Consider the following 22,664-nt stretch of genomic DNA (forward strand, 5'->3'; position numbering starts at 1 on the left):
GGGCGGGATTAGTGCACTTACCGCACTGGAGATGCTTGGGGCAGACGACAAAAGTCAGGTGCTGGCTTTTGTGTCAAAACCACCGGCAGAAGCTGTTCGTCAGCGTATTGTTACTGCGATGAAAGCTACGGGAAAACCTGTTGTAGCGCTGTTTTTAGGTTATACCTCTGCGGTTGCCAGAGACGAGAACGTCTGGTTTGCAGCAACACTGGATGATGCAGCCCGTCTCGCTTGTTTATTGGCGCGAGTCACGGCGCGACGCAGTGCGTTTTTCACTACAGGAGATGGCGTCATTAGGGGATTGTATACCGGAGGTACGCTGGCTGCTGAAGCGGCGGGGCTGCTAGCCGGTCACCTGAATGTCCCGACGGATGCGGAACACCACCACGGGATGATGCTGGATGCCGCCGGGCATCAGATTATCGATCTGGGTGATGATTTTTACACTGTCGGGCGTCCGCATCCGATGATCGATCCCGCATTACGTAATCAGCTTATTACAGATCTGGGTTCGCAGCCGCAGGTGAGGGTGCTGCTGGTGGATGTTGTGATTGGCTACGGTGCGACAGCCGACCCGGCTGCATCACTGGCCCAGGCCTGGCAGAAAGCGTGTGCTGCGCGAGCTAGCGAGCAACCGCTGTTTGCCATTGCGACGGTCACCGGCACCGAGCGCGATCCGCAGTGCCGTTCACTGCAAATTGCCACGCTGGAAGATGCCGGTATCGCCGTGGTGAATTCACTGCCTGAGGCAACACTACTTGCCGCTGAACTGATTCGACCAGTTCAACCGTTATCTCATCAATCCGCACCTGCGCTACTGGAAAAAGTGGCGGTTATTAATTCCGGGTTACGCAGTTTTGCACTGGATTTACAGGCGGCAGAAAAGCCTGTGGTGCATTACCAGTGGGCGCCTGTCGCTGGCGGTAATAAAAAACTGGCTCGTTTATTAGAACGTTTGCAATAAGGGGTTCCAATGTTTACATCAGTGGCGCAAGCCAACGCTGCAGTAATCGAACAAATTCGTCGTGCGCGTCCGCACTGGCTGGATGTGCAACCAACTTCCTCGTTAATCAGTGAACTCAATGAAGGGAAAACACTGCTTCATGCAGGACCTCCAATGCGTTGGCAGGAAATGACTGGCCCGATGAAAGGTGCCTGCATTGGTGCATGCCTGTTTGAAGGATGGGCCAATGATGAAATAGGCGCGCTGGCTTTACTGGAGCAGGGAAAAGTCAATTTTGTACCTTGCCATCATGTTAATGCCGTGGGCCCAATGGGCGGAATCACCTCTGCCAGCATGCCGATGCTGGTGGTGGAAAATATCACCGAAGGGAACAGGGCTTACTGCAATCTCAATGAAGGCATCGGCAAAGTGATGCGCTTCGGCGCGTACGGTGAGGATGTCCAGCAGCGTTTACGTTGGATGCGTGATGTTCTGATGCCGGTCTTAAGCGCAGCGCTGGGCACTCTGGAGCAGGGTATTGACCTGACCGCCATGATGGCACAGGGCATTACGATGGGCGATGAGTTCCATCAGCGCAATATTGCTTCTTCAGCCCTGTTGATGCGTACGCTGGCCCCGCAAATTGCCCGTCTGGAACATGATAAGCAGCAGATTGCTGAGGTGATGGATTTCCTTAGTGTAACCGACCAGTTCTTCCTTAACCTGGCGATGGCTTACTGCAAAGCGGCAATGGACGCCGGAGCCCAGGTGCGTTCTGGCAGTATTGTGACGGCAATGACCCGTAATGGCGACATGTTCGGTATTCGAGTGAGCGGACTTGGCGATCGCTGGTTTACCGCGCCTGTTAACACGCCGCAGGGACTGTTCTTTACCGGTTTTTCGCAGGAACAGGCTAACCCGGATATGGGTGATAGCGCCATCACTGAAACCTTTGGTATTGGCGGTGCGGCGATGATTGCTGCGCCTGGCGTAACGCGTTTTGTCGGTGCCGGAGGAATGGAAGCCGCAAAATCCGTCTCCGAAGAGATGGCGGAAATCTATCTGGAGCGCAATATGCAGCTACAAATCCCCGGCTGGGATTTCCAGGGGGCCTGTCTGGGGCTTGATATCCGTCGCGTGGTCGAAACAGGGATTACGCCGCTGATCAATACTGGTATTGCCCATAAAGAGGCCGGTATTGGCCAGATTGGTGCCGGTACGGTCCGTGCACCGCTCGCTTGCTTTGAGCTGGCACTGGAAGCGCTGGCTGAAAGCATGGGCATTAGCTAACAGAGGCGCGCATGATGATAATCCACCCTCTGATGGGCAGCCAGCAATCTGCGGATTTTCGCCAGTCATGGCAATTGTCTGGTGTCTGGCGACGCTCGATTAACCTTGTAGCCGAAGGGGGCGCATTGTTAACGCTGCACCGCCAGGGAAGCGGCTTTAGCCCGGGGGGATGGGTGATCCGTGCACATGACTTTGATGCGCTGCGTACGTCGTTAAGTGGTAGCGAATCCCCTCAGGCTGTCCCCGAGGGGATTGTGTTGGGACCGTATCTTTTACGTCAACCTCAGCGCTGCTGTTCATTGCAAATAACCTATCGCCCTCATGCCGCGCGCCTTGCACCGGCCTGGATGGAGCGCGGCGAGGAAACGGGATTATTTGGACCGTTAATGCTGGCGGCAAGCCTGCCTTTGTGCCCCGAACTGCGTCAGTTCCGCCACTGTTTCTTATCGGCGCTTGCCGGTTTGTCGACAGACTGGCGGCAGTGGTTGGGCAAGGGACCTGGTTTAACGCCCAGTCATGATGACACGTTGACTGGCATGCTGTTGGCCGCCTGGTATTTTGGTGCGTTGAATAAGGATTCCGGTCACCGTTTCTTTGATTATTCCGGCAACCTTGAACAAGCGACGACCGTGGTTAGCGTGAGCTATTTGCGCTATGCGGCACTAGGGTACTTCGCTTCACCTTTACTCCACTTTACCCATGCTCTGCATCGCCAGGAAAGGTTGGATGCGGCGATAAATTCGCTGCTGGCGCTTGGGCATACCTCCGGCGCAGACACCTTGTTGGGGTTCTGGCTTGGACAACAAATCATAGAAGGATAGGGAATGAAAACGCTGGTTGTTGCTCTTGGTGGCAACGCATTATTGCAGCGCGGTGAGGCGCTAACGGCAGAAAATCAATATCGTAATATTGCCAGCGCCGTACCCGCCCTGGCGCGTCTGGCGCGTTCGTATCGCCTGGCTATCGTACATGGTAACGGACCGCAGGTTGGCCTGCTGTCGTTACAGAACCTTGCCTGGAAGGAGGTCGAGCCTTATCCATTAGATGTGCTGGTGGCCGAGACGCAGGGCATGATCGGTTATATGTTGGCGCAGAGCCTGACCGCAGAACCGGAAATGCCGCCGGTGACCACGGTGTTAACGCGGATTGTGGTATCCGAGGATGATCCCGCGTTTATGTCGCCGGAAAAATTTATCGGCCCGGTGTATTCGCCCGAAGAACAAACGCAACTGGAAGCGAATTACGGCTGGCATATGAAGCGTGACGGCAAATACCTACGGCGTGTTGTCGCTTCGCCAGAACCTCGCCAGATCGTAGAAAGCGATGCTATTAAGCTCTTACTCAAAGAAGGGCATGTGGTGATTTGTAGCGGGGGCGGCGGCGTGCCCGTCACTGGCGAAGGATTAGGGTCTGAAGCGGTCATTGATAAGGACCTGGCGGCGGCGTTGCTGGCTGAACAGATCGATGCCGATGGTCTGGTCATTCTGACCGATGCCGATGCGGTCTATGAAAACTGGGGGACGCCGGAGCAACGCGCGATCCGTCAGGCCTCTCCTGATGAGCTGGCGCCGTTTGCTAAAGCTGATGGTTCGATGGGCCCAAAGGTTACTGCCGTAAGTGGATATGTGAAGCGACGTGGAAAACCGGCATGGATTGGCGCGCTGTCACGCATTGAAGATACGCTGGCGGGCAAAGCCGGAACGTGTATCCGTCTGTAAAAAAAGGGGGCGTTTATATGTACGCCCCCTTTTTTCTTATTTCAGCTTTGACTGCGCCCAGATAATACCGCTGGCATATTCCGGCGGTAGCAGGGGGATAAGCGCTTCCAGCGTTGCGCTAAGGCGCGCGGTATCGCTGTCGCTCAGGTTCAGGTGACCCACCTTACGCCCTTCACGCACCTCTTTGTCATACCAGTGCAGATGCACCAGCGGCAGCTTGAGCCAGTCGTAGTTCAGGTCGCTACCAATCAGGTTTACCATCACCGAAGGGTGGTTCACCACCGGCGTCGGTAACGGCAGGTCGGTAATGGCACGTAGATGCAACTCAAACTGGCTGATGCTGGCGCCGTTTTGCGTCCAGTGGCCACTGTTGTGCACGCGCGGAGCCAGTTCGTTAATCAGCAGACCTTCCGTGGTGATGAAACACTCCATCGCCATCACGCCGACATAGCCCAGCTCCTGCATGATGGCAGAGAGCATTGCTTCAGCCTGTTCCTGCTGTCTGGCGTTAGCCTGCGGGAATACCACGCTGGTGCGCAGAATGCCGTCCTGATGGAGGTTATGGGTCAGCGGATAGAAAACGGTGCTGCCGTCGTGCGCACGAGCGCCAACCAGTGAGACTTCACCGGAGAAGTTGATTCCCCGCTCGACGATGCACTCGCCGTAGCAGTCGTCCGGCAGTTGCTCAGTTTCATTTGCGCGCAAGCGCCACTGTCCACGTCCGTCGTAGCCGCCGACGCGACGTTTCACGATCGCCAGCTCGCCAAGTTTGTCGAATATCGCAGACCATTCGCTTTTATCTGCCAGCAGCTGCCACGGCGCGGTCGCCAGACCGAGCTTGTCAAAAAGCTGCTTTTGCGTCAGACGGTCGGCAATAATCGGGAAGACGTCGCGGTTAACAAACGCCGGGTGGCGTGCCAGTTCGCGGGTGAGTGCCGTTTCCGGCCAGCGCTCAATCTCAGCGGTGATCACGCTTTGCTGAAAAGGGACCGCAGCCGGTTCAGCGTCCAGCCCGACGGGCCAGACCGCTATGCCCAGTGGCTCACCGGCCTGGCGCAGCATGCGCCCTAGCTGTCCGTTGCCAAGTACGCAGACCTGCTTCATGCGACACCTCGCGGGTCCGGGTTCTCCAGCACCTCATCGGTTTGCGCTTTGCGCCAGTCGTTCAGACGCTGGTGTAATGCTTTGTCGTGTGTTGCCAGAATTTGTGCTGCCAGCAGGGCCGCATTTGCCGCACCCGCTTTGCCGATCGCCAGCGTGCCGACCGGAATACCGCGCGGCATTTGAACGATAGAGTAGAGGCTATCTACGCCGCTCAGCGCTGCGCTTTGCACCGGAACACCGAGGACAGGCACCAGCGTTTTCGCCGCAATCATGCCAGGCAAATGCGCTGCGCCACCGGCCCCGGCAATAATCACCTGATAACCGTTCTCTTCAGCGCTTTCGGCGAAGCTAAACAGTTTGTCTGGGGTGCGGTGGGCGGAGACGACTTCAACATGATGCGGAACGTCCAGGATTTCGAAGATTTCGGCGGCGAACTGCATGGTAGCCCAGTCGCTTTTGGACCCCATCACGATGGCGACACGCGCCGGATTATTGCGGGAAGACATGCGTCTGAAAACTCCTGTGGTGCACTACACTCGACTTTTGAGGCCACAGAGAATAGCATAATTCACCGCCAAGGAAAACGATTGCGCGCTTTGCACTTCACTCTTCAAGCAGCCTCTTTGTTGGCTGCATCTGCTCACCCCAGTCACTTACTTTTGTAAGCTCCAGGGGACTCACAGATTTGCCGCCTCGATGCAACTCGAATAGTTTTGTGTAAAGAGGAACTGGGTATCTGCAGAATTAAAACGGAAAGGCGATCAGTTCAACGTCGTCAGGGGTGACTTTGATCATCGAACCTTCGGTGTGCCATGCGCCTAATACCATGCGGAAAGCGGGTTGCTCATTGGCCGTAAGCTCGTGGACGGCAGGGCGGTGGGTATGGCCGTGAATTAACCACTGAACCTGATGTTTTTCCATCTCGCTAATCACGGCCTGCTGATTCACGTCCATGATTTCCAGCGATTTGGTGGTGTTGGCTGCTTTGCTGTTGGCACGCATTTTCGCAGCGATTCGCTGGCGAACGAACAGCGGCAGAGCGAGGAACAGCTTCTGTAACCAGGGTTGATGCACTTTGGCGCGAAATGCCTGATAGCCTGCGTCGTCGGTGCATAAGGTGTCGCCATGCATGATCAGCACCTTGCGGCCATACAGGTCGAGCACTTTTTCTTCGGGAAGCAAGGTCATGCCGCTCGCACGGGCAAAACGTTTACCGAGCAGAAAATCACGATTGCCGTGAATAAAAAAGCAGGGAACGCCGGAATCAGTCAGTGATTTTATCGCCGCGGCCATTTCACGATGCAGCGGATTAGGATCGTCGTCACCAATCCAGGCTTCAAACAGGTCGCCAAGAATATATAGCGCATCGGCCTTTCGCGCATCACCGGCTAAAAAACGCAGAAAACCGGCGGTGATCGCCGGTTCTTCTGTGCAGAGGTGAAGATCTGCAATAAACAGTGTCGCCACGATTACTCGCTGACGGTCACGTTTTCGATGATAACGTCTTCTTTTGGCACATCCTGATGCATACCGCTGCGACCAGTGGAAACGCCTTTGATTTTATCAACCACGTCCATGCCTTCAACAACTTCAGCGAACACGCAGTAACCCCAACCCTGCATGCTTTCGCCGGAGAAGTTCAGGAAGTCGTTGTCTGCAACGTTGATGAAGAACTGTGCGGTTGCGGAGTGCGGAGCCTGAGTACGCGCCATCGCCAGCGTACCACGGGTGTTTTTCAGACCGTTGTTCGCTTCGTTTTTGATCGCTTCTTTCGTGGCTTTTTGCTTCATGCCTGGCTCGAAACCGCCGCCCTGGATCATGAAACCGTTAATAACACGGTGGAAAATGGTGTTGTTGTAAAAACCTTCGCGGCAGTAGTCCAGGAAGTTTTTAACTGTTTCAGGCGCTTTATCATCAAACGTTTTGATTACGATATCGCCGTGATTAGTGTGGAAAGTAACCATTTTTGCATCCTGTTCCGATAGATTGGTGCTTCGACCCCGTCAAGGGTCAGAGTTAGGGGTGTGTTATAGCATAACCGCAAGCTGCGATCACCTCGCAAAGTGTGCTGCTTCCGGTCTAAATTATGGGTATTATACAGACTTTACTATCCACACACGTCTACACGGAATCTTCGATGTTAAAAATCTTTAATACACTGACGCGCCAAAAAGAGGAATTCAAACCTATTCATGCCGGGGAAGTCGGCATGTACGTGTGTGGTATTACCGTTTACGATCTCTGTCATATTGGCCACGGACGTACCTTCGTTTCTTTCGACGTCGTTGCGCGTTATCTGCGCTTCCTCGGCTATAAGCTGAAGTATGTGCGCAACATTACCGATATCGATGACAAAATCATCAAGCGCGCGAATGAAAACGGCGAAAGCTTTGTGGCGTTGGTCGACAGAATGATCGCGGAAATGCACAGCGATTTCGATGCGCTGAATATTCTGCGCCCGGATCTGGAGCCGCGTGCTACGCACCATATCGCTGAAATTATCGAAATCACTGAACAACTGATTGCCAAAGGTCACGCTTACGTTGCTGATAACGGCGACGTGATGTTCGACGTGCCGACTGACCCGAACTACGGCCAGCTGTCGCGCCAGGATCTGGATCAGCTGCAGGCAGGCGCACGCGTTGACGTGGTTGATGTGAAACGCAACCCGATGGACTTCGTGCTGTGGAAAATGTCCAAAGAAGGCGAGCCGAGCTGGCCGTCTCCGTGGGGCGCGGGCCGTCCGGGCTGGCACATCGAATGTTCGGCGATGAACTGCAAACAGCTGGGCAACCATTTCGATATTCACGGCGGCGGTTCGGACCTGATGTTCCCGCACCATGAAAACGAAATCGCTCAGTCCACCTGTGCGCATGACGGTGAGTACGTTAATTACTGGATGCACTCAGGGATGGTGATGGTTGACCGCGAGAAAATGTCCAAATCGCTGGGCAACTTCTTTACCGTTCGTGACGTGCTGAAATACTACGATGCCGAAACCATCCGTTACTTCCTGATGTCCGGTCATTACCGTAGCCAGTTAAACTACAGCGAAGAGAACCTCAAGCAGGCGCGTTCTGCGCTGGAGCGTCTGTATACCGCGCTGCGTGGCACCGACAAATCCGTTGCTCCAGCCGGTGGCGAAGCCTTTGAAGCGCGCTTTATTGAAGCGATGGACGATGACTTCAACACCCCGGAAGCCTACTCCGTGCTGTTTGATATGGCACGTGAGGTTAACCGTCTGAAGGGTGAAGATATGGCGGCGGCTAACGGCATGGCTGCGCATCTGCGTAAGCTTTCCAGCGTACTGGGCCTGCTGGAACAGGATCCAGAAGCGTTCCTGCAAAGTGGTGCGCAGGCGGATGACGGTGAAGTTGCTGAAATTGAAGCGTTAATCCAACAGCGTCTGGATGCCCGTAAGGCGAAAGACTGGGCGGCAGCTGACGCCGCGCGTGACCGTCTCAACGAGATGGGCATCGTGCTGGAAGACGGCCCGCAGGGTACCACCTGGCGTCGTAAGTAACTCTGTAATGCCCGGTGGCGCTTACGCTTACCGGGCCGTGTAGGCCGGATAAGACGCATCGCGTCGTATCCGGCAGATTAATGTTTCCGATACCACCACAGCACACCCATCATTACGATTCCCGGCAGCCATACCCACATCAACTCCGACATGATCACCTGATGCCCGTACGGCGTGGCATAGCGTGATAGCGCAAACGGGGCGACTTTAATCACCTGCCATGGCGCGAAGAAGCGTTCATCCGACCACGGCCACAGCCAGCCGACGCCTTTGCCGCCGGTGGTGACAGAATCCAGCAGACTGTGCGACAGCAGTGAAACCGTCAGGAATAGCCAGCAGCGAATCAATCCCGCCTTAAACCATCGTCGGCCAATCAAGACGCAGAGCAGCGGTACCACGAAGGCGAACAGCAGTGAGTGGGTAAATCCCCGGTGACCAAACACGTTGCCATAGGCGACGCCGAACTTAAATGACAACACGTCGGCATCTGGCAGCATGGCCAGAACGACGCCAGCAAACAGTAATCGTGGGGGGATGACTTTAAGTCCGAGACCTAACCCTAAACAGAGCGGAACGGCCGCGTGGGTAACGATAGTGGGCATGATGATCGCTTCGTGTGGAAAAACAACATGCTATCAGTTCACTGTGAAGTGGGGATGAAGTCATTATCTGAAAACGAGAGGGGGAAGTGGCCGGATACGGTGTTAACCTCATCCGGCACTTAGGGTCACGCCACGACGTTAATGCTGTGGCCTTCAAAGCTGACGGTCTGTCCGGCAACGATTTTGCAGCGTTTACGCGTTTCAACAACGCCATCGACCTTCACTAACCCTTCGCCAATAGCAATTTTTGCCTGGGCGCCACTTTCGCTCCAGCCTTCCAGCTTCAGCAAATCGCAGAGTTCAACGTGTGGGTGTTTACCCAGTGAAAATGTGGCCATCTTAAACGTCCTTTACATCATGATATTCAACACACGCCTGCAGCGTGTTTTCGATAAGTGTGGCGACCGTCATTGGTCCTACGCCGCCGGGGACCGGCGTGATATATGACGCTCGTGCGGCCGCATCGTCAAAGACCACATCGCCAACAACCTTACCATTCTCCAGACGGTTGATGCCGACATCAATCACAATCGCACCTTCTTTGATCCACTCACCAGGAATAAAGCCCGGTTTACCGACGGCAACAATCAGCAGGTCAGCATTTTCTACGTGGCGGCGCAGATCTTTGGTGAATCGGTGGGTGACGGTGGTGGTGCACCCAGCCAGCAGTAGCTCCATACTCATTGGGCGACCGACAATATTCGAGGCACCAATGACCACGGCATTCAGACCGTAGGTATCGATGTTGTAACGCTCAAGCAGGGTAACAATACCGCGCGGAGTACATGGGCGCAGGCGCGGCGCGCGCTGGCACAGACGACCGACGTTATACGGGTGGAAACCGTCAACGTCTTTATCTGGCGCAATACGTTCCAGCACTTTCACGTTGTCGATACCCGCCGGCAAAGGCAGTTGTACCAGGATACCGTCGATGGTGGTATCTGCATTGAGCGTATCGATCAGCTCAAGAAGCTCCGCCTCGCTGGTGGTTTCAGGCAGGTCATAGGAGCGGGAGACAAACCCCACTTCGTCACAGGCTTTGCGTTTACTCGCAACATAAATCTGCGAAGCCGGGTTGCTACCTACCAGCACAACAGCCAGGCCTGGGGCGCGTAATCCAGCCGCTAAACGCGCCTGAACTTTTTGAGCAACCTCAGAGCGCACCTGCTGCGCAATCGTTTTACCGTCAATAATCTTTGCTGCCATCAGAGAGAGAATTCCGTCTGTTACGTTAAACCGAAGGGGATGTCACTATTTTGTCAGAAGCGGGGCGTGCTGTCAGTTTTCGTTTGCGTTTTTACGTGCGATAACGGGTGTCATGGTCAGAGAATGGGAGCAGCACAGAGGCTGAAGTCCCCCGGGTAATTAATGAGCATGCGAATTAAAATTAACGTGAATGAAACAATTCATCACCCTGGTGTTTTCAGGGGTAATGCGCCATAAACCAGTCTGTTACGTACCTTTATGGGAGCATTTAAGTAATATTCACCCAGATTTTTCTTAGGTCCCAATAAGAATTGGCCAGGGTCAATAAAAGGATTTGCAGGTATTTTTCATTAATTGAAATGTTTAATTTAACCCTGTGACGAATAGTCATATTCGCGAAGATTAATTAGTGAATCAAATACTCAGGAGAGTTGGGGTAAAAGGTTAGCTAATTCTCTTGCGATATATATCTTTACAGGATGCAGAGATAATTAGCCTGACATTTAATGTCGATAATGATTCAAACGGATCCCGCAGGATGCCGGAGCCGGATGTGTGTAATTCAAGGGAAATCCATGAAACGTAAATTAATGACCTCTTCTGTTATTGCCAGCCTGATGTTAGTTGCAGGTGCAGCGGTTGCAGCCGATCCGGTAAGCGTTAGCGGCGGTACTGTGCATTTTGAAGGTGAACTGGTCAATGCAGCCTGTGCAGTCAGTACTCAGTCATCCGATCAGGTTGTCACCTTAGGCCAGTATCGTACCGCCAGTTTTACCGCAGTTGGCGATACAACGGCGCAAATTCCGTTCTCAATCGTGCTGAACGACTGTGACCCGAAAGTTGCCGCAACCGCAGCCGTGGCTTTCTCTGGTCAATCCGATATTACCAACAACAACCTGCTGGCTGTCACTTCTGCAGATAACGGTACCACTGCCAGCGGTGTCGGGATTGAGATCCTGGACAATACGTCCACCGCGCTGAAGCCGGATGGAGCTACCTTCTCTACCGCTCAGGCGCTGGTAGAAGGGACCAACACCCTGCGTTTCTCTGCGCGTTACAAAGCCACTGCCACCAGCGCTACGCCGGGTCAGGCAAATGCCGACGCGACGTTCATCATGAAGTACGAATAAGCCGTTCTGATTTGCGCAAGGATGACGTTCGCCTCACTGGATGAGGCAATTTCCGGGGATGATGAAGGATGCGGCAGATGATAGGGAAAGGCGTGGCGCTGGCGGGAATGCTGTGCGTACTGCCTGTGTTTGCACATACGGTAATACTGGAAAGCGGTCGCCTTCACTTACGGGGGCAGCTCGTCAATGGTGCCTGTACGGTCGCTACCGACAGCCAAAATTTGCGGGTGCAAATGGGGCAGTATCGCACCAATGCTTTCTCCGGGACGGGAAGCTTTGCCTCGACCAGCGTGCCGTTTTCACTGCGCTTAACGTCATGCAGCTCCGATGTTTACGACCACGTTGGGATTGCGTTTGCAGGTGTGACACCAGCAGAAGATCCGCAGGTTTTTCTTGCTAGTGGTGATGCGTCTGCGGCTTCGGGGATCGGTCTGGCGTTATTTGATGAGCGCCAACAGCAAATTATTCCGAATGCGCTGCCGCTTCATTATGCGCCGATTATAACGCAAGAGATGACGTTTCATTTCACTGCTCGTTATCGGGCTGTCTCGGAAAATATAACGCCGGGAACGCTTCGTTCAGACGTGTGGTTTACGTTGGTTTATCCCTGATTAATTTCCCAACGATAATCACACCAAAGGTATTTGTAGCTATGTTTAATTATCTAAAATCAGGTTTTATCCTTTTACTGGCCTTATTTTCTGCTGCCAGTGTTCAGGCTGCCGGAGGCATTGCATTAGGTGCCACCCGCGTTATTTATCCAGCCGATGCCAAACAAACGTCCCTGTCTATTAGCAATAGTGATACCAAAGAACGTTACCTGGTCAATTCATGGATCGAGAATAGCGCAGGCGTTAAAGAAAAATCGTTTGTGGTTACGCCTCCGCTGTTCGTCAGCGAACCCAAAAGCGAAAACACGCTGCGTATCATCTATGCAGGTGTTCCGCTGCCCAAAGACCGTGAATCGCTGTTCTGGATGAATGTGAAAGCCATTCCGTCAGTCAATAAAAACAGCCTTGAGGGTAAAAACGTTCTGCAACTGGCGATTCTGTCCCGCATCAAGCTTTTTGTCCGTCCGAATAATCTGCCGCAAATTCCGGAAGATGCGCCCGGGATGCTGAAATTCTCCCGTACCGGCAACCACCTGAAAATCAATAATCCGTCAGCGTATTACGTCACCTTGGTCAATCTCAACGTGGGGAAAACGAAGGTTGATAACGTGATGGTCGCGCCGAAAAGTGATGCGCAGGTCCTGCTACCAACGGGCGTTCAGGGCAACGTCACGTTCCAGACGGTCAATGATTATGGCGCCGTGACCCCGGCCCAAACGGTTAGCGTGCGTTGAGATAACGATGAATAAGACAACGTATTTTCCTGGCCTGTTACCGGGGGTTACGCCACCGCTGGCGGGGGTGGCGTTGTCCACGCTGGCGGCGCTTTTTCCCTCTTTAAGCCATGGGGAAAGCTATTTTAATCCGGCCTTTTTATCTGCGGATACGGCAACCGTGGCGGATTTATCACGTTTTGAAAAAGGCAATCATCAGCCTGAAGGTGTTTATCGTGTGGATATCTGGCGCAACGATGAGTTTGTTGCCACTCAGGATATTCGTTTTACGACCAGCGCGGGAAAAGCCGGGGAGAAGTCTGGTGGGCTGATGCCGTGTTTTGGACTCGACTGGGTGAAGCGCCTTGGCGTCAATATCACCGCATTTCCGGCACTCAGTAAGGATCCGAACGATACCTGCATCAATCTACCTGAGGCGATTCCTGGCAGTGAGATTGCATTTGATTTTTCTACCCTGCGCTTAAACGTCAGCCTGCCGCAGGCGTCAATGTTAAACAGCGCGCGTGGCTATATTCCGCCGGAGGAGTGGGATGAAGGGATCCCGGCTGCGCTGGTCAACTACAGCTTTACCGGCAGCCGCGGCAGTGACACTGACAGCTATTTCTTAAGTATGCTCAGTGGCCTGAACTATGGCCCCTGGCGCTTGAGAAATAACGGCGCATGGAGCTATTCCAAAGGTGACGGATACCACTCACAAAGCTGGAAAAATATCGGTACATGGCTTCAGCGCGCGATTATCCCGCTGAAGGGTGAACTGGTGATGGGCGACAGCAACACCGGCAACGACGTTTTTGACAGCGTCGGGTTTCGCGGGGCGCGGCTCTATTCCTCAGACAGTATGTATCCCGACAGCTTACAGGGCTACGCGCCAACCGTTCGCGGCATTGCGCGTACCGCAGCGAAACTGACCATTCGTCAGAATGGCTATGTGATTTATCAAAGCTATGTTTCACCGGGCGCTTTTTCGATAACCGATCTCAACCCGACGTCATCCAGCGGTGACCTTGAGGTGACGGTGGACGAAAAGGACGGCAGCCAGCAGCGCTATACGGTGCCGTACTCCACGGTTCCCTTGTTACAACGAGAAGGGCGTTTCAAATACGACGTGGTTGCCGGGGATTTTCGCAGCGGCAATAGCCAGCAATCTTCACCGTTCTTTTTCCAGGGAACATTAATTGCCGGGTTACCAGAAGGCTACACCGCTTATGGCGGTACGCAGCTGGCCTCACGTTACACCGCGGTAGTTTTAGGCACCGGCCGAAACCTGGGGGACTGGGGGGCGGTTTCTGTGGATTTAACCCATGCGCGCAGTCAACTGGCGGATGACAGTACGCATCAGGGGCAGTCTTTGCGTTTTCTGTATGCAAAATCGCTGAACAACTTTGGTACAAACTTCCAGCTGTTGGGATATCGCTACTCAACGCGAGGCTTCTATACCCTTGATGACGTCGCGTATCGCAGCATGGAAGGGTATGAGTATGAATACGACAGCGAAGGCAATCGCCACGACGTGCCCGATGTGAAGAGTTACCACAACCTGAGTTACAGCAAAAAGGGCCGCTTCCAGATTAACATTTCGCAGAACCTGGGAGACTACGGCTCGCTGTATGTTTCGGGGAGTCAGCAAACGTACTGGAATACCTCAGACACCAATACCTGGTATCAGGTGGGCTATGCCAGCGGCTGGCAGGGAATAAGCTATTCACTCTCCTGGTCGTGGAATGAATCGGTAGGCATCTCCGACACCGACCGTATTCTGGCATTCAATATGTCAGTGCCGTTCAGCCTGCTAAGCGGACGGCGCTACTCGCGTGATAACGCGCTCGATCGCACCTACGCCACTTTTAATGCCAACCGCAACAGCAACGGACAAAACAGCTGGCAGAGCGGGATCGGCGGTACGTTACTGGATGGACGCAACCTGAGCTATAGCGTGAATCAGGGGCACAGCAGCACCAACGGTTACAGCGGAAACGCCAGCGCCAACTGGCAGGCGGCTTATGGCACGCTGGGCGTGGGATACAACTACGATCGTGATCAACATGACTATAACTGGCAGCTCTCCGGCGGCGTGGTGGGGCATGCGGACGGTATTACGCTCAGTCAGCCGCTGGGGGACACCAATGTGCTGGTTAAAGCACCTGGCGCGCAGGGTGTGCGGATAGAAAACCAGACCGGCGTGCAAACCGACTGGCGCGGATACGCGGTGATGCCGTATGCCACCGTTTATCGCTATAACCGGGTCGCGTTAGATACCAATTCAATGAACAACAATACCGATGTGGAAAATAACGTTAGCAGCGTCGTGCCAACGCAAGGAGCATTGGTGCGAGCCGCGTTTGATACACGTATCGGTGTGCGGGCGCTGATAACCGCGAAATATGCAGGTAAACCTGTGCCATTTGGATCCGTTGTGCGTGAAAACACCAGCGGCGTGACCAGTATGGTGGGCGAAGACGGACAAATCTACCTGAGCGGCTTACCGCTAAAAGGCGAATTGCTGATCCAATGGGGGGAAAGCGCTAACGCTCGCTGCGTGGCGCACTATGCCTTGCCTGAGGAGAGTCTGAAACAGGCGGTGACGCTCACGAACGTGACGTGCGAATCTCCAACGGCGCGACAGGAATAATACGATGAAACGACAAACAGGTTTGTTACTGGGAAGCGCTTTACTGCTGATGGCTCATTCGTCCTGGGCGACGGTCTGCCAAAACTCGAATGGCACACCAACGGATGTTTTTTACGATCTGTCGAACGTCTTTAACAGCAGCAATAATCAGCCGGGGCAGGTGGTGACGTTACCGGAAAAATCGGGCTGGGTTGGCGTTAATGCCACCTGTCCGGCTGGGACAACGGTGAATTACACCTATCGAAGCTATGTCACTGAACTTCCGGTTCAAAGTACCGAGGGTGGTTTTCAGTATCTGAAGCTCAATGACTACCTGCTGGGGGCCATGAGCATCACCGACAGCTATGCCGGGTTGTTTTATCCTCCGCGAAATTATATCCGTATGGGCGTTGACTCGAACGTTTCGAAGCAGAAGCCTTTTGGCGTACAGGATTCAAACCTGGTGTTTAAACTCAAAGTGATCCGCTCGTTTATTAACATGGTGCCGATCCCGCGCCAGACCATGTTCAGAGTCTATGTCACGACCAGTACTGGAGATGCGCTAAGCACGCCGGTTTATACCATCAGCTACAGCGGTAAGGTGGAGGTGCCACAAAACTGTGAGGTGAACGCAGGGCAGATTGTCGAGTTTGATTTTGGCGATATTGGCGCATCGTTGTTCAGCAAGGCGGGGGCAGGAAACCGTCCCGAAGGCATTAATCCGCAGACCAAAACGGTGGCGATAAAATGCACCAACGTCGCTGCACAGGCCTACTTAACCATGCGGGTAGAGGCCGAGAAAGCCTCCGGGCAAATGATGGTATCGGACAATCCTGACTTAGGGTTCATTGTCGCCGACAAAACCGGTAGACCGCTGACGCCCAATAATCTGTCCAGCACGATCCCATTTCAACTGGATGATAACGCCGCGGCAAACGTGAGTATTCGGACATGGCCGGTCAGCGTGACGGGGAATAAACCTACCGAAGGGCCTTTTACTGCCCGTGGCTATCTGCGAGTAGATTATGACTAACAAGCAAACGCCAACTTCATGGGCGCTTCTGGTGATGCTGCCCATACTGACATTCAGCTCGTTGTGCCATGCGGCCTCATCGCTGGGCGAAATCAATATTGAACTGCGCGGAAACGTGGTGGACTTTACCTGTGCGGTGATTGCCAGCGACAGCAATAAGTCGGTTGAATTGGGCACCTGGCCAACAAAGCAGTTACAGACCAGCGGGGATACTACCCAACCAGTCGCGTTTACGCTGAAGCTGGAAGGCTGCCCGCCGGGATCCGCGTCAATAACGTTTTCTGGTACTCCGGCCTCCGGTACGACGTTGCTGGCGCTTGATGACGCGGTGATGGCGCAAAAGGTGGCGATCGAACTGCATGACAGTGACCGTACGCGATTACCGCTCGAGCAGGCCAGCCAAACCGTAGGGATTGATGAGAACGGCAATGCCACGCTGACCTTTTTCGCCAACTATATCGCGTTAGCAGACGGGGTTCAGCCAGGCCTCGCCAGGGCCGATGCCACATTTATGATTAACTATAACTAATCAATGCGCGGATAAAACGCTCCCGAACGAAGTCTCGCCGGGAGTGCTATTACATTAATTCATGCATTTTTGCGTAATCGATCAGCTCAACGATAGTGTGCAAGCCGAGTTTGGCGTAGATGTTAGCTTTGTGAGCACTAATCGTTTTATTGCTGAGTAACAGCTGCTCAGCAATTTCCTTATTAGATAGCCCATTTGCCAGATAACGCAAAACCGTAACTTCGCGATTAGAGAGCGGCATGTCATTCAATACACCTTTTTTCATATTTATATTGTTAATGAAGTTAAGGGTGTCTGAAGGGAAAAAAGAATATCCCGATAAAATCATTTTTACCGCATTGTAGATATCATTTAAATCCTTTCGTTTACTGACGAAACCATTTGCGCCGGCCCGGATAGCACGCCCGGCATAAAAAGACTCCGATTTGGAGGAGAGAAACAGCACCCGAGTATTCTCCTGCAGAGACTTTATTCTCTTGAGTAATGTAAATCCATCTGAACCAGGTAGTTCAATATCCAGAATGACAAGATCGACAGGGTAAGTGCGCAGGTGCTCTATTGCCGTACGGCTGTCATCGGTCTTCAACACAACCTGGATATTACTGTTTTTTTCAAGTAGTACTTCTATCGACATTCTGACAATAGGGTGTTCGTCCATAATGATAACGGATGCTGGTTTCATTGTTGTATGCCTCAAACTGTATGCGTATCTTGATAATTTTATAAAACATCAGGCGTTATAATATTGTCAAATAGCCAAGGGTTGTTCTGAGGGAGAGTCGAATAAATATTATTTCATCCTTGTTTATTCGGTTGCTCTTCTACAGAACAATGAATTTGTGGAAAATCCATTTCACACTGGGAAAACTAACAATTAATCAGAAAACTATGGGGATTATACCTGCTCTGTTCTTTCGGAAAAGGCTTACAACATTCAGGTTGTTAATGTCAGTTAGGATGTTCTAAAAGATCCAGATGTGTTAATGACTATTGGCATTATTTTACTGCTGTTTGAATTATGGCAGACTGAAAAAAATTTTTAAATGGTAAAAACAATACAATAAACTAATTGTTTAGGATTTGTTAAGGTGGGAATGACGCTATTTGTGCTGATATGCACAGAATCAGTATGGTTTACTGGGGTGGTGGAAGTTAGCATAATACCAGGAATAGTTGTAAATATTAAATAGTTGTGAAATTTAGATCTTTTATCTCATATAAAAATAAGTAATTTCCTAAAAAATCTTATGGCACATAGGGTTAGGGTGTTAAATTAAATGAGCAGAGGTAACGCTGAGGCGATGTATCAGGTGCAAAAAACGCTGCCGGTTTGCTAAGCCCAGACGCGCAATCAGCTGGTTCAGGCGATAGATGATACGGTGGTAGGGGCGAGCTTGTAACAAAGCAATCTCTTTTAAGGAGTTACCTTGTAAAAGTAATTCCACCATCTCCCAATCGAGCTGGTTTATGTGCCTGGAGTGAATATAGTTAAGGACTGGCGACAATAAAGCGCGGCGCATCTCCGGGAGGCGCAGGCTACGTGACAAGATATAAAATGGACCGGACAGAGAAATAAAAGGGATTAGGTCTTCATCGTGGCGGGAAAGCAATATGAAGATTTGGATGTTATTCCGCGGTTTAATTAGCTGGCGCAGATACTCCAGAACATCAAAATAAGAGATTGTTAAACCTTCCATATCAACCACTAACTGACTAATTACCGACTCTCGCAGGCTGACTTTGGCCGATTCAATCGTCTGGAAGATCGCGGTACGTGCTCCTGAAAATAAATGTCGACCCAGCGCATAGGCCAGATAGTAATCTGTCGTAATAATCGCCTGAGATATAGTGTCACTCGGTAATGTGTATTCGAGTTTTTGCGTCAGATACTCAAGTTGGTCAAATACCTGTGATGTGTAGTGAGGATATTGCCAGGTACAGTTAGTGTTTCGTATACGGCGATGTCGATCCCGGCGTTTTGCGCTGTGCATCCTTTTCCATTCCATTTCTGTTGCGGCAGGTCTGGATAAATTGCCGACTATAAACATCCCTGACCCAAATTTTCTCCAGCGTAAAGGCGAGTTTCCTTGTGCTGTTGGGTTTCAATGCTTCAGCAATCATCAGACTGGCAATTGCGTATCCCATCAGAATAATCTGCCGGAAGTTTTCTGATGTCTTACTCAATGCCCAAAAAGTCGTTTTATCCAGTTCAACCTCTCTATGGGATTAGATAAAATATTACCGGGTGAGTCTTTCTGTTACCCCGGAAATAGTAAGCCAGGATTATTCTGGCAGCATGGAGATAGGTACAGTAGGTGCCGATACTTAATTGGTGATGAGATTTTTCTCAATAAAAAATCAGGCAGAGAGATGCCACCTAATTTTGTAGAAAGTTCAGATGCGCCCGGATGTATCTTAAGAATTGCTGATCGTTTTTCACATGCAGCTTTTTCATAATGCTGCGACGGGTGGCTTTGGCCTGAATTTCGCTTACCGAGAGCAAGTGGGCCGTTTCGGCTAAGGTATAGCCGCTGGCGAGAAACATTAAGAACTGACGTTCTTCGATAGAAAAGTTGCGAGTGGTGCAGTAATGGCAGATAGTTGCGGGCACGTTGTTGCGCAGCGCACGTTTTTGCAGGATGAGGACTAATTTTTTAGTCATTTCCTCAACGTCATCTTCCCGATAGATCAGTGGCAACATGTACAGGCAGGGCCGGAACATCAGCTTATCTTTATCGTTTCTGTTGCAGATGACAACCCGGTGTTGGCGGCGGGTATGGACCGGAATCTGATAGCAATCGGCGCTGAGCCAATCTTCATCCAGGGAAATAAACGCGATGTCAGCGCGATCGATATCCTCGACAGGCAAAAAGCAAATCTCCTGATGCCACTGATTTGCCAAATGGGAGATGATAATTTTTAGTCCATGTTCGAAGTGACTGTTTTCTTCCTTGATGGCGATACTTAACATTAAAGAGTTCCTGAACCGCTGGAGGGGTAAGGGAATGTTAAGCAAAATCATAAATATTCTAAATACATGTATCCCTAAATCTGGCGTTTCGTGGGCTGAGTTGTTACCAGGCGATTTCCTGGATACCCTTGAACAAGCAGAAAAAATCAACATTCGTTCACTTCGCCAGCAACTGAAACAAAAGGCATTGACTCAGCAGGCGCTGACCGTATAATTCACGCGTTTCATCTGCATGAAGTAATCACTTCGCAATGCGCCCTTAGCTCAGTTGGATAGAGCAACGGCCTTCTAAGCCGTAGGTCGTAGGTTCGAATCCTACAGGGCGTACCATTCAAAGTCAGTCCCTATGCTCAGCTTCAACGTATCGTTACGCGCGGGACGGTTTTTCTGCTTCCAGCCAACGTTCTACCTCATAAAGACTTTGTTGGATCTCCTCTCTGAGTGAAAAATCACCCAACGGCTGCTGTTCAAGTGCTGCACACATCGTGCTGGCTGAGCGCATTCCCATGCTGGCGCAGCTGCTTTTTAGCTGATGCGTCAGACGTTTTATCCGCTCGTCGTCATGTGCTGCGCGGGCAGCGTCAATCTCATCTAATACAGGAAGAGTGTGTTGCTTAAAGAGCGCTAACCATTCGTGCACCTTTTGCCACCCCATAACCTGGATATCTCCAGCCAATTGCTGAAAATCTAACCGTTTGTTGTCATTTTCTGATGCAAGCGGGAGAGTCGCACTACCGTGCAGATAATGCGTAATAAGTCGACTGAGTTCATCCCGGGGGACTGGTTTTTGAATAATGCCAAGGAACAGGGTGCTGGTTCTTTGGCTTAGCGTTTCGTCGATGACGTGCGCGCTAAAGCCGATCAGGCTAAGTGCCGGATAGTCGTGGGCTAACTGCTGTGCCAGCGTGATCCCGTCGATATCAGGAAGATCGAAATCAACCAGAGCAGCATCGTAGCGAGTATCTTCCTGCAATATTTTTAGCGCCTCAGCGGCGCTGCTGGCAGCAGTAACCTGTGCGCCATTGAGGATGAGCATTTCAGTACTGATACGTTGTGTAAGAGGATTATCCTCGATAAGCAATAAGCGTAAGCCCTGTAACGATATGGAGCGTTGTGCGGGTTTCATGATGGGCATCGTGGTTGCCCGCAATGGCAGACGCAGCTGGAAACAACTCCCGACGCCGGGCGTGCTGGTGACGCTCAGCTCTCCCTGCATTGCCTGAGCGAGACTGGCGCTGATGGTTAGTCCGAGTCCGGTTCCACCTCGTTTACTGCTTACCTGAACAAACGGCTGAAAAATATCGTGCTGGCGGGCAGGGTCAATACCACATCCCGTATCTTCAACCTCGATGTACCAGTTTTTGCCATCACATCGGCTACGCAGGATGATGTGTCCCCGATCGGTAAAGCGTAGTGCGTTGTTTAATAAATTAGTAATGATTTGCCGAATGCGGCGCGGATCGCCACGCAGGGAAGCGGGAACGTCATCGGCAAAATCCGCAACCAGCACGACCGGGCGACCAGCAACGCGGCTGTTCATGAGTTGAAGCGTACTTTCCAGCAAGGGTTTGGGTTCAAAAGGCTCATCGCCTATCGCCACATTTTTTCCACCGGCTTCGATGGCGGAATAGTCCAGAATATCGTTGAGGATGGTCAGCAAAGACTCGCCCGAGTCGGTGATTGCACGTAGATTTTCCCGATGCTGTGCCAGGGAGGGATTGTCTGAGAGTAACTGCGCAGTGCCGAGGATACCATACAGCGGGGTGCGTATTTCATGGCTCATGGCGGCAAGAAACGCCGATTTTGCCTGGTTAGCTTTTTCAGCTTCTGCACGGGCCTGTCGGTGTTCAGATACCATAGAACGCAGCTCGGCGGTGCGAGCTTTAACCTGTGCGGCCAGATGTTCGCGATGGCTATTGAGGGCGTGAACGCTGCCGCGAAAGGCATCCATCAACCGCCCGATGGTATCCAGTTCACGAACGCCTGCGGTTTCCGGGAATGGGGAGTCAATATCCCCCTCCAGCAGACGCTGTAACGCCTGGGTTTGCTGTGCTAGTGGTCGAGTGACTGAGCGATAAACCACACGCCAAAGTATAAGAATCAGCAAACATAATGACACGCCACCTAACAGCAGCAGCAAGTGTTGCCCGCGCTGGCTGGCCTGTTTGAGATGTGCCAGTCCGCTTTGATTACGCTGGCCGATGATTTCCACCAACTGGCTGACTTCGCTACTGAAACGGGTAAATTGCTCGATATTATTCTGCGATAAGATCTGCAATTGGGTCGTGATGTCATTATCCTGGCGATACAGGGACAGCAGCTCAACATAACGGCTAATCGTATTGACGGTGTTGGCCACCTGAGTGCGCACCACGGGATCTTCAATACGTATTTGTCGGCGCTGAAGTACTCTGACGGCGGCATTCAACTGGTTTTCCAGCGCAGCCAGGTTATTCTGCGCCTGGTTATTCCCCAGATTCATCACCATTTGCTGCACGCGTAGCGCACTCAGGCGCAGTTCATTCATCTGGTTATAATATTCCAGATCGATATCGATGAGCCTGTCCAGCGCGTGTTCAGCGGCCTGCCCCTGATGGCTCTCAATCAAATCGTAAATGCTGGCCTGTGTCGCACCCGCCGACGTGGCGGCATTACTGGCCTG

At 52.1% G+C, this 22,664-nt stretch carries 23 protein-coding genes and 1 tRNA gene; 13 read left to right on the forward strand and 11 right to left on the reverse strand.

All coding sequences use genetic code 11. From position 1 onward, the window contains the following. From fdrA to FDW94_RS03115, 4 genes are all read left to right on the forward strand, one after another. A partial coding sequence (gene fdrA / locus FDW94_RS23805; protein ID WP_249358269.1) for an acyl-CoA synthetase FdrA occupies positions 1 to 964 on the forward strand: 964 nt, incomplete at its 5' end. Positions 965 to 973: 9 nt separating this feature from the next. Further along, on the forward strand, positions 974 to 2,233 hold the full coding sequence (locus FDW94_RS03105; RefSeq protein ID WP_137377116.1) for a DUF1116 domain-containing protein: 1,260 nt from the start codon (positions 974 to 976) through the stop codon (positions 2,231 to 2,233). Between the two features lie 11 nt (positions 2,234 to 2,244). Then, the gene (locus tag FDW94_RS03110) at positions 2,245 to 3,054 is read left to right on the forward strand and encodes a DUF2877 domain-containing protein (RefSeq protein ID WP_137377117.1); all 810 of its coding nucleotides are present in this window, start codon (positions 2,245 to 2,247) and stop codon (positions 3,052 to 3,054) included. 3 nt (positions 3,055 to 3,057) lie between these two features. Next, positions 3,058 to 3,951, forward strand: a complete 894-nt coding sequence (locus FDW94_RS03115; RefSeq protein ID WP_137377118.1) for a carbamate kinase — start codon at positions 3,058 to 3,060, stop codon at positions 3,949 to 3,951. 36 nt (positions 3,952 to 3,987) lie between these two features. Here FDW94_RS03115 and purK read toward each other — a convergent pair whose 3' ends face one another. The 4 genes from purK to ppiB all read right to left on the reverse strand — a co-directional run bounded on the left by purK (position 3,988) and on the right by ppiB (position 7,019). Beyond that, a complete protein-coding gene (gene purK, locus FDW94_RS03120; RefSeq protein WP_137377119.1) occupies positions 3,988 to 5,055 on the reverse strand; it encodes a 5-(carboxyamino)imidazole ribonucleotide synthase in 1,068 nt (355 codons plus the stop codon). After that, on the reverse strand, positions 5,052 to 5,561 hold the full coding sequence (gene purE, locus FDW94_RS03125) for a 5-(carboxyamino)imidazole ribonucleotide mutase (protein ID WP_003831107.1): 510 nt from the start codon (positions 5,559 to 5,561) through the stop codon (positions 5,052 to 5,054). Before purE ends, purK begins: the two co-directional genes overlap by 4 nt. Positions 5,562 to 5,799: 238 nt before the next feature. Then, positions 5,800 to 6,522 (reverse strand): UDP-2,3-diacylglucosamine diphosphatase, encoded by a 723-nt coding sequence (gene lpxH, locus FDW94_RS03130; RefSeq protein WP_137377120.1) that lies wholly within the window; start codon positions 6,520 to 6,522, stop codon positions 5,800 to 5,802. A 2-nt stretch (positions 6,523 to 6,524) separates the two neighbouring features. After that, complete coding sequence (gene ppiB / locus FDW94_RS03135) at positions 6,525 to 7,019, reverse strand: peptidylprolyl isomerase B (RefSeq protein ID WP_003021875.1); 495 nt, start codon at positions 7,017 to 7,019, stop codon at positions 6,525 to 6,527. Positions 7,020 to 7,192: 173 nt separating this feature from the next. Between ppiB and cysS the strand changes: the two genes are divergently transcribed. Further along, complete coding sequence (gene cysS, locus FDW94_RS03140; protein WP_003831109.1) at positions 7,193 to 8,578, forward strand: cysteine--tRNA ligase; 1,386 nt, start codon at positions 7,193 to 7,195, stop codon at positions 8,576 to 8,578. Between the two features lie 77 nt (positions 8,579 to 8,655). Here cysS and FDW94_RS03145 read toward each other — a convergent pair whose 3' ends face one another. From FDW94_RS03145 to folD, 3 genes are all read right to left on the reverse strand, one after another. Beyond that, the gene (locus tag FDW94_RS03145) at positions 8,656 to 9,180 is read right to left on the reverse strand and encodes a metal-dependent hydrolase (protein ID WP_003831110.1); all 525 of its coding nucleotides are present in this window, start codon (positions 9,178 to 9,180) and stop codon (positions 8,656 to 8,658) included. Between the two features lie 125 nt (positions 9,181 to 9,305). Continuing rightward, positions 9,306 to 9,518: a ribosome-associated protein YbcJ gene (gene ybcJ, locus FDW94_RS03150; protein WP_003831111.1), complete on the reverse strand. Its 213-nt coding sequence runs from the start codon at positions 9,516 to 9,518 to the stop codon at positions 9,306 to 9,308. Between the two features lies 1 nt (position 9,519). After that, entirely contained in the window at positions 9,520 to 10,386 is an 867-nt protein-coding gene (gene folD, locus FDW94_RS03155; protein WP_003831112.1) for a bifunctional methylenetetrahydrofolate dehydrogenase/methenyltetrahydrofolate cyclohydrolase FolD, read from the reverse strand. Positions 10,387 to 10,961: 575 nt separating this feature from the next. Between folD and fimA the strand changes: the two genes are divergently transcribed. The 6 genes from fimA (at position 10,962) to sfmF (ending at position 17,031) form a co-directional block, all read left to right on the forward strand. Next, positions 10,962 to 11,516, forward strand: coding sequence for a type 1 fimbrial major subunit FimA (gene fimA, locus FDW94_RS03160; protein WP_032934356.1), 555 nt, complete (start codon positions 10,962 to 10,964; stop codon positions 11,514 to 11,516). Positions 11,517 to 11,593: 77 nt separating this feature from the next. Next, positions 11,594 to 12,127: a type 1 fimbrial protein subunit FimI gene (fimI, locus tag FDW94_RS03165; RefSeq protein WP_048214759.1), complete on the forward strand. Its 534-nt coding sequence runs from the start codon at positions 11,594 to 11,596 to the stop codon at positions 12,125 to 12,127. 41 nt (positions 12,128 to 12,168) lie between these two features. Further along, positions 12,169 to 12,861: a type 1 fimbria chaperone FimC gene (gene fimC, locus FDW94_RS03170; RefSeq protein ID WP_008784004.1), complete on the forward strand. Its 693-nt coding sequence runs from the start codon at positions 12,169 to 12,171 to the stop codon at positions 12,859 to 12,861. Between the two features lie 7 nt (positions 12,862 to 12,868). Beyond that, complete coding sequence (locus FDW94_RS03175; protein WP_057067808.1) at positions 12,869 to 15,490, forward strand: fimbrial biogenesis usher protein; 2,622 nt, start codon at positions 12,869 to 12,871, stop codon at positions 15,488 to 15,490. 49 nt (positions 15,491 to 15,539) lie between these two features. After that, the gene (fimH, locus tag FDW94_RS03180) at positions 15,540 to 16,502 is read left to right on the forward strand and encodes a type 1 fimbria D-mannose specific adhesin FimH (protein WP_231504632.1); all 963 of its coding nucleotides are present in this window, start codon (positions 15,540 to 15,542) and stop codon (positions 16,500 to 16,502) included. 34 nt (positions 16,503 to 16,536) lie between these two features. Beyond that, positions 16,537 to 17,031: a fimbria assembly protein gene (sfmF, locus tag FDW94_RS03185; protein ID WP_249358288.1), complete on the forward strand. Its 495-nt coding sequence runs from the start codon at positions 16,537 to 16,539 to the stop codon at positions 17,029 to 17,031. Positions 17,032 to 17,080: 49 nt separating this feature from the next. Here the strand turns inward: sfmF and fimZ are convergent, their stop codons facing one another. From fimZ to fimW, 3 genes are all read right to left on the reverse strand, one after another. Then, entirely contained in the window at positions 17,081 to 17,713 is a 633-nt protein-coding gene (gene fimZ, locus FDW94_RS03190; protein ID WP_003831119.1) for a fimbria biosynthesis transcriptional regulator FimZ, read from the reverse strand. Positions 17,714 to 18,299: 586 nt separating this feature from the next. Next, positions 18,300 to 19,022, reverse strand: coding sequence for a fimbriae Y protein (locus FDW94_RS03195; RefSeq protein ID WP_128612050.1), 723 nt, complete (start codon positions 19,020 to 19,022; stop codon positions 18,300 to 18,302). Between the two features lie 386 nt (positions 19,023 to 19,408). Next, positions 19,409 to 20,002 (reverse strand): fimbria biosynthesis transcriptional regulator FimW, encoded by a 594-nt coding sequence (fimW, locus tag FDW94_RS03200; protein WP_008784010.1) that lies wholly within the window; start codon positions 20,000 to 20,002, stop codon positions 19,409 to 19,411. 34 nt (positions 20,003 to 20,036) lie between these two features. On the opposite strand from fimW, the gene FDW94_RS03205 reads away from it, so the two are divergent. Continuing rightward, on the forward strand, positions 20,037 to 20,216 hold the full coding sequence (locus FDW94_RS03205) for a hypothetical protein (RefSeq protein WP_003831122.1): 180 nt from the start codon (positions 20,037 to 20,039) through the stop codon (positions 20,214 to 20,216). 39 nt (positions 20,217 to 20,255) lie between these two features. After that, positions 20,256 to 20,332: transfer RNA gene (locus FDW94_RS03210), tRNA-Arg, on the forward strand. Between the two features lie 37 nt (positions 20,333 to 20,369). Here the strand turns inward: FDW94_RS03210 and torS are convergent. Beyond that, the coding region (gene torS / locus FDW94_RS03215; RefSeq protein ID WP_249358274.1) for a TMAO reductase system sensor histidine kinase/response regulator TorS at positions 20,370 to 22,664 on the reverse strand (2,295 nt) is incomplete at its 5' end.

It is taken from the genome of Citrobacter sp. wls757 (assembly GCF_005280935.1).
Taxonomy (GTDB): Bacteria; Pseudomonadota; Gammaproteobacteria; order Enterobacterales; family Enterobacteriaceae; genus Citrobacter; species Citrobacter portucalensis.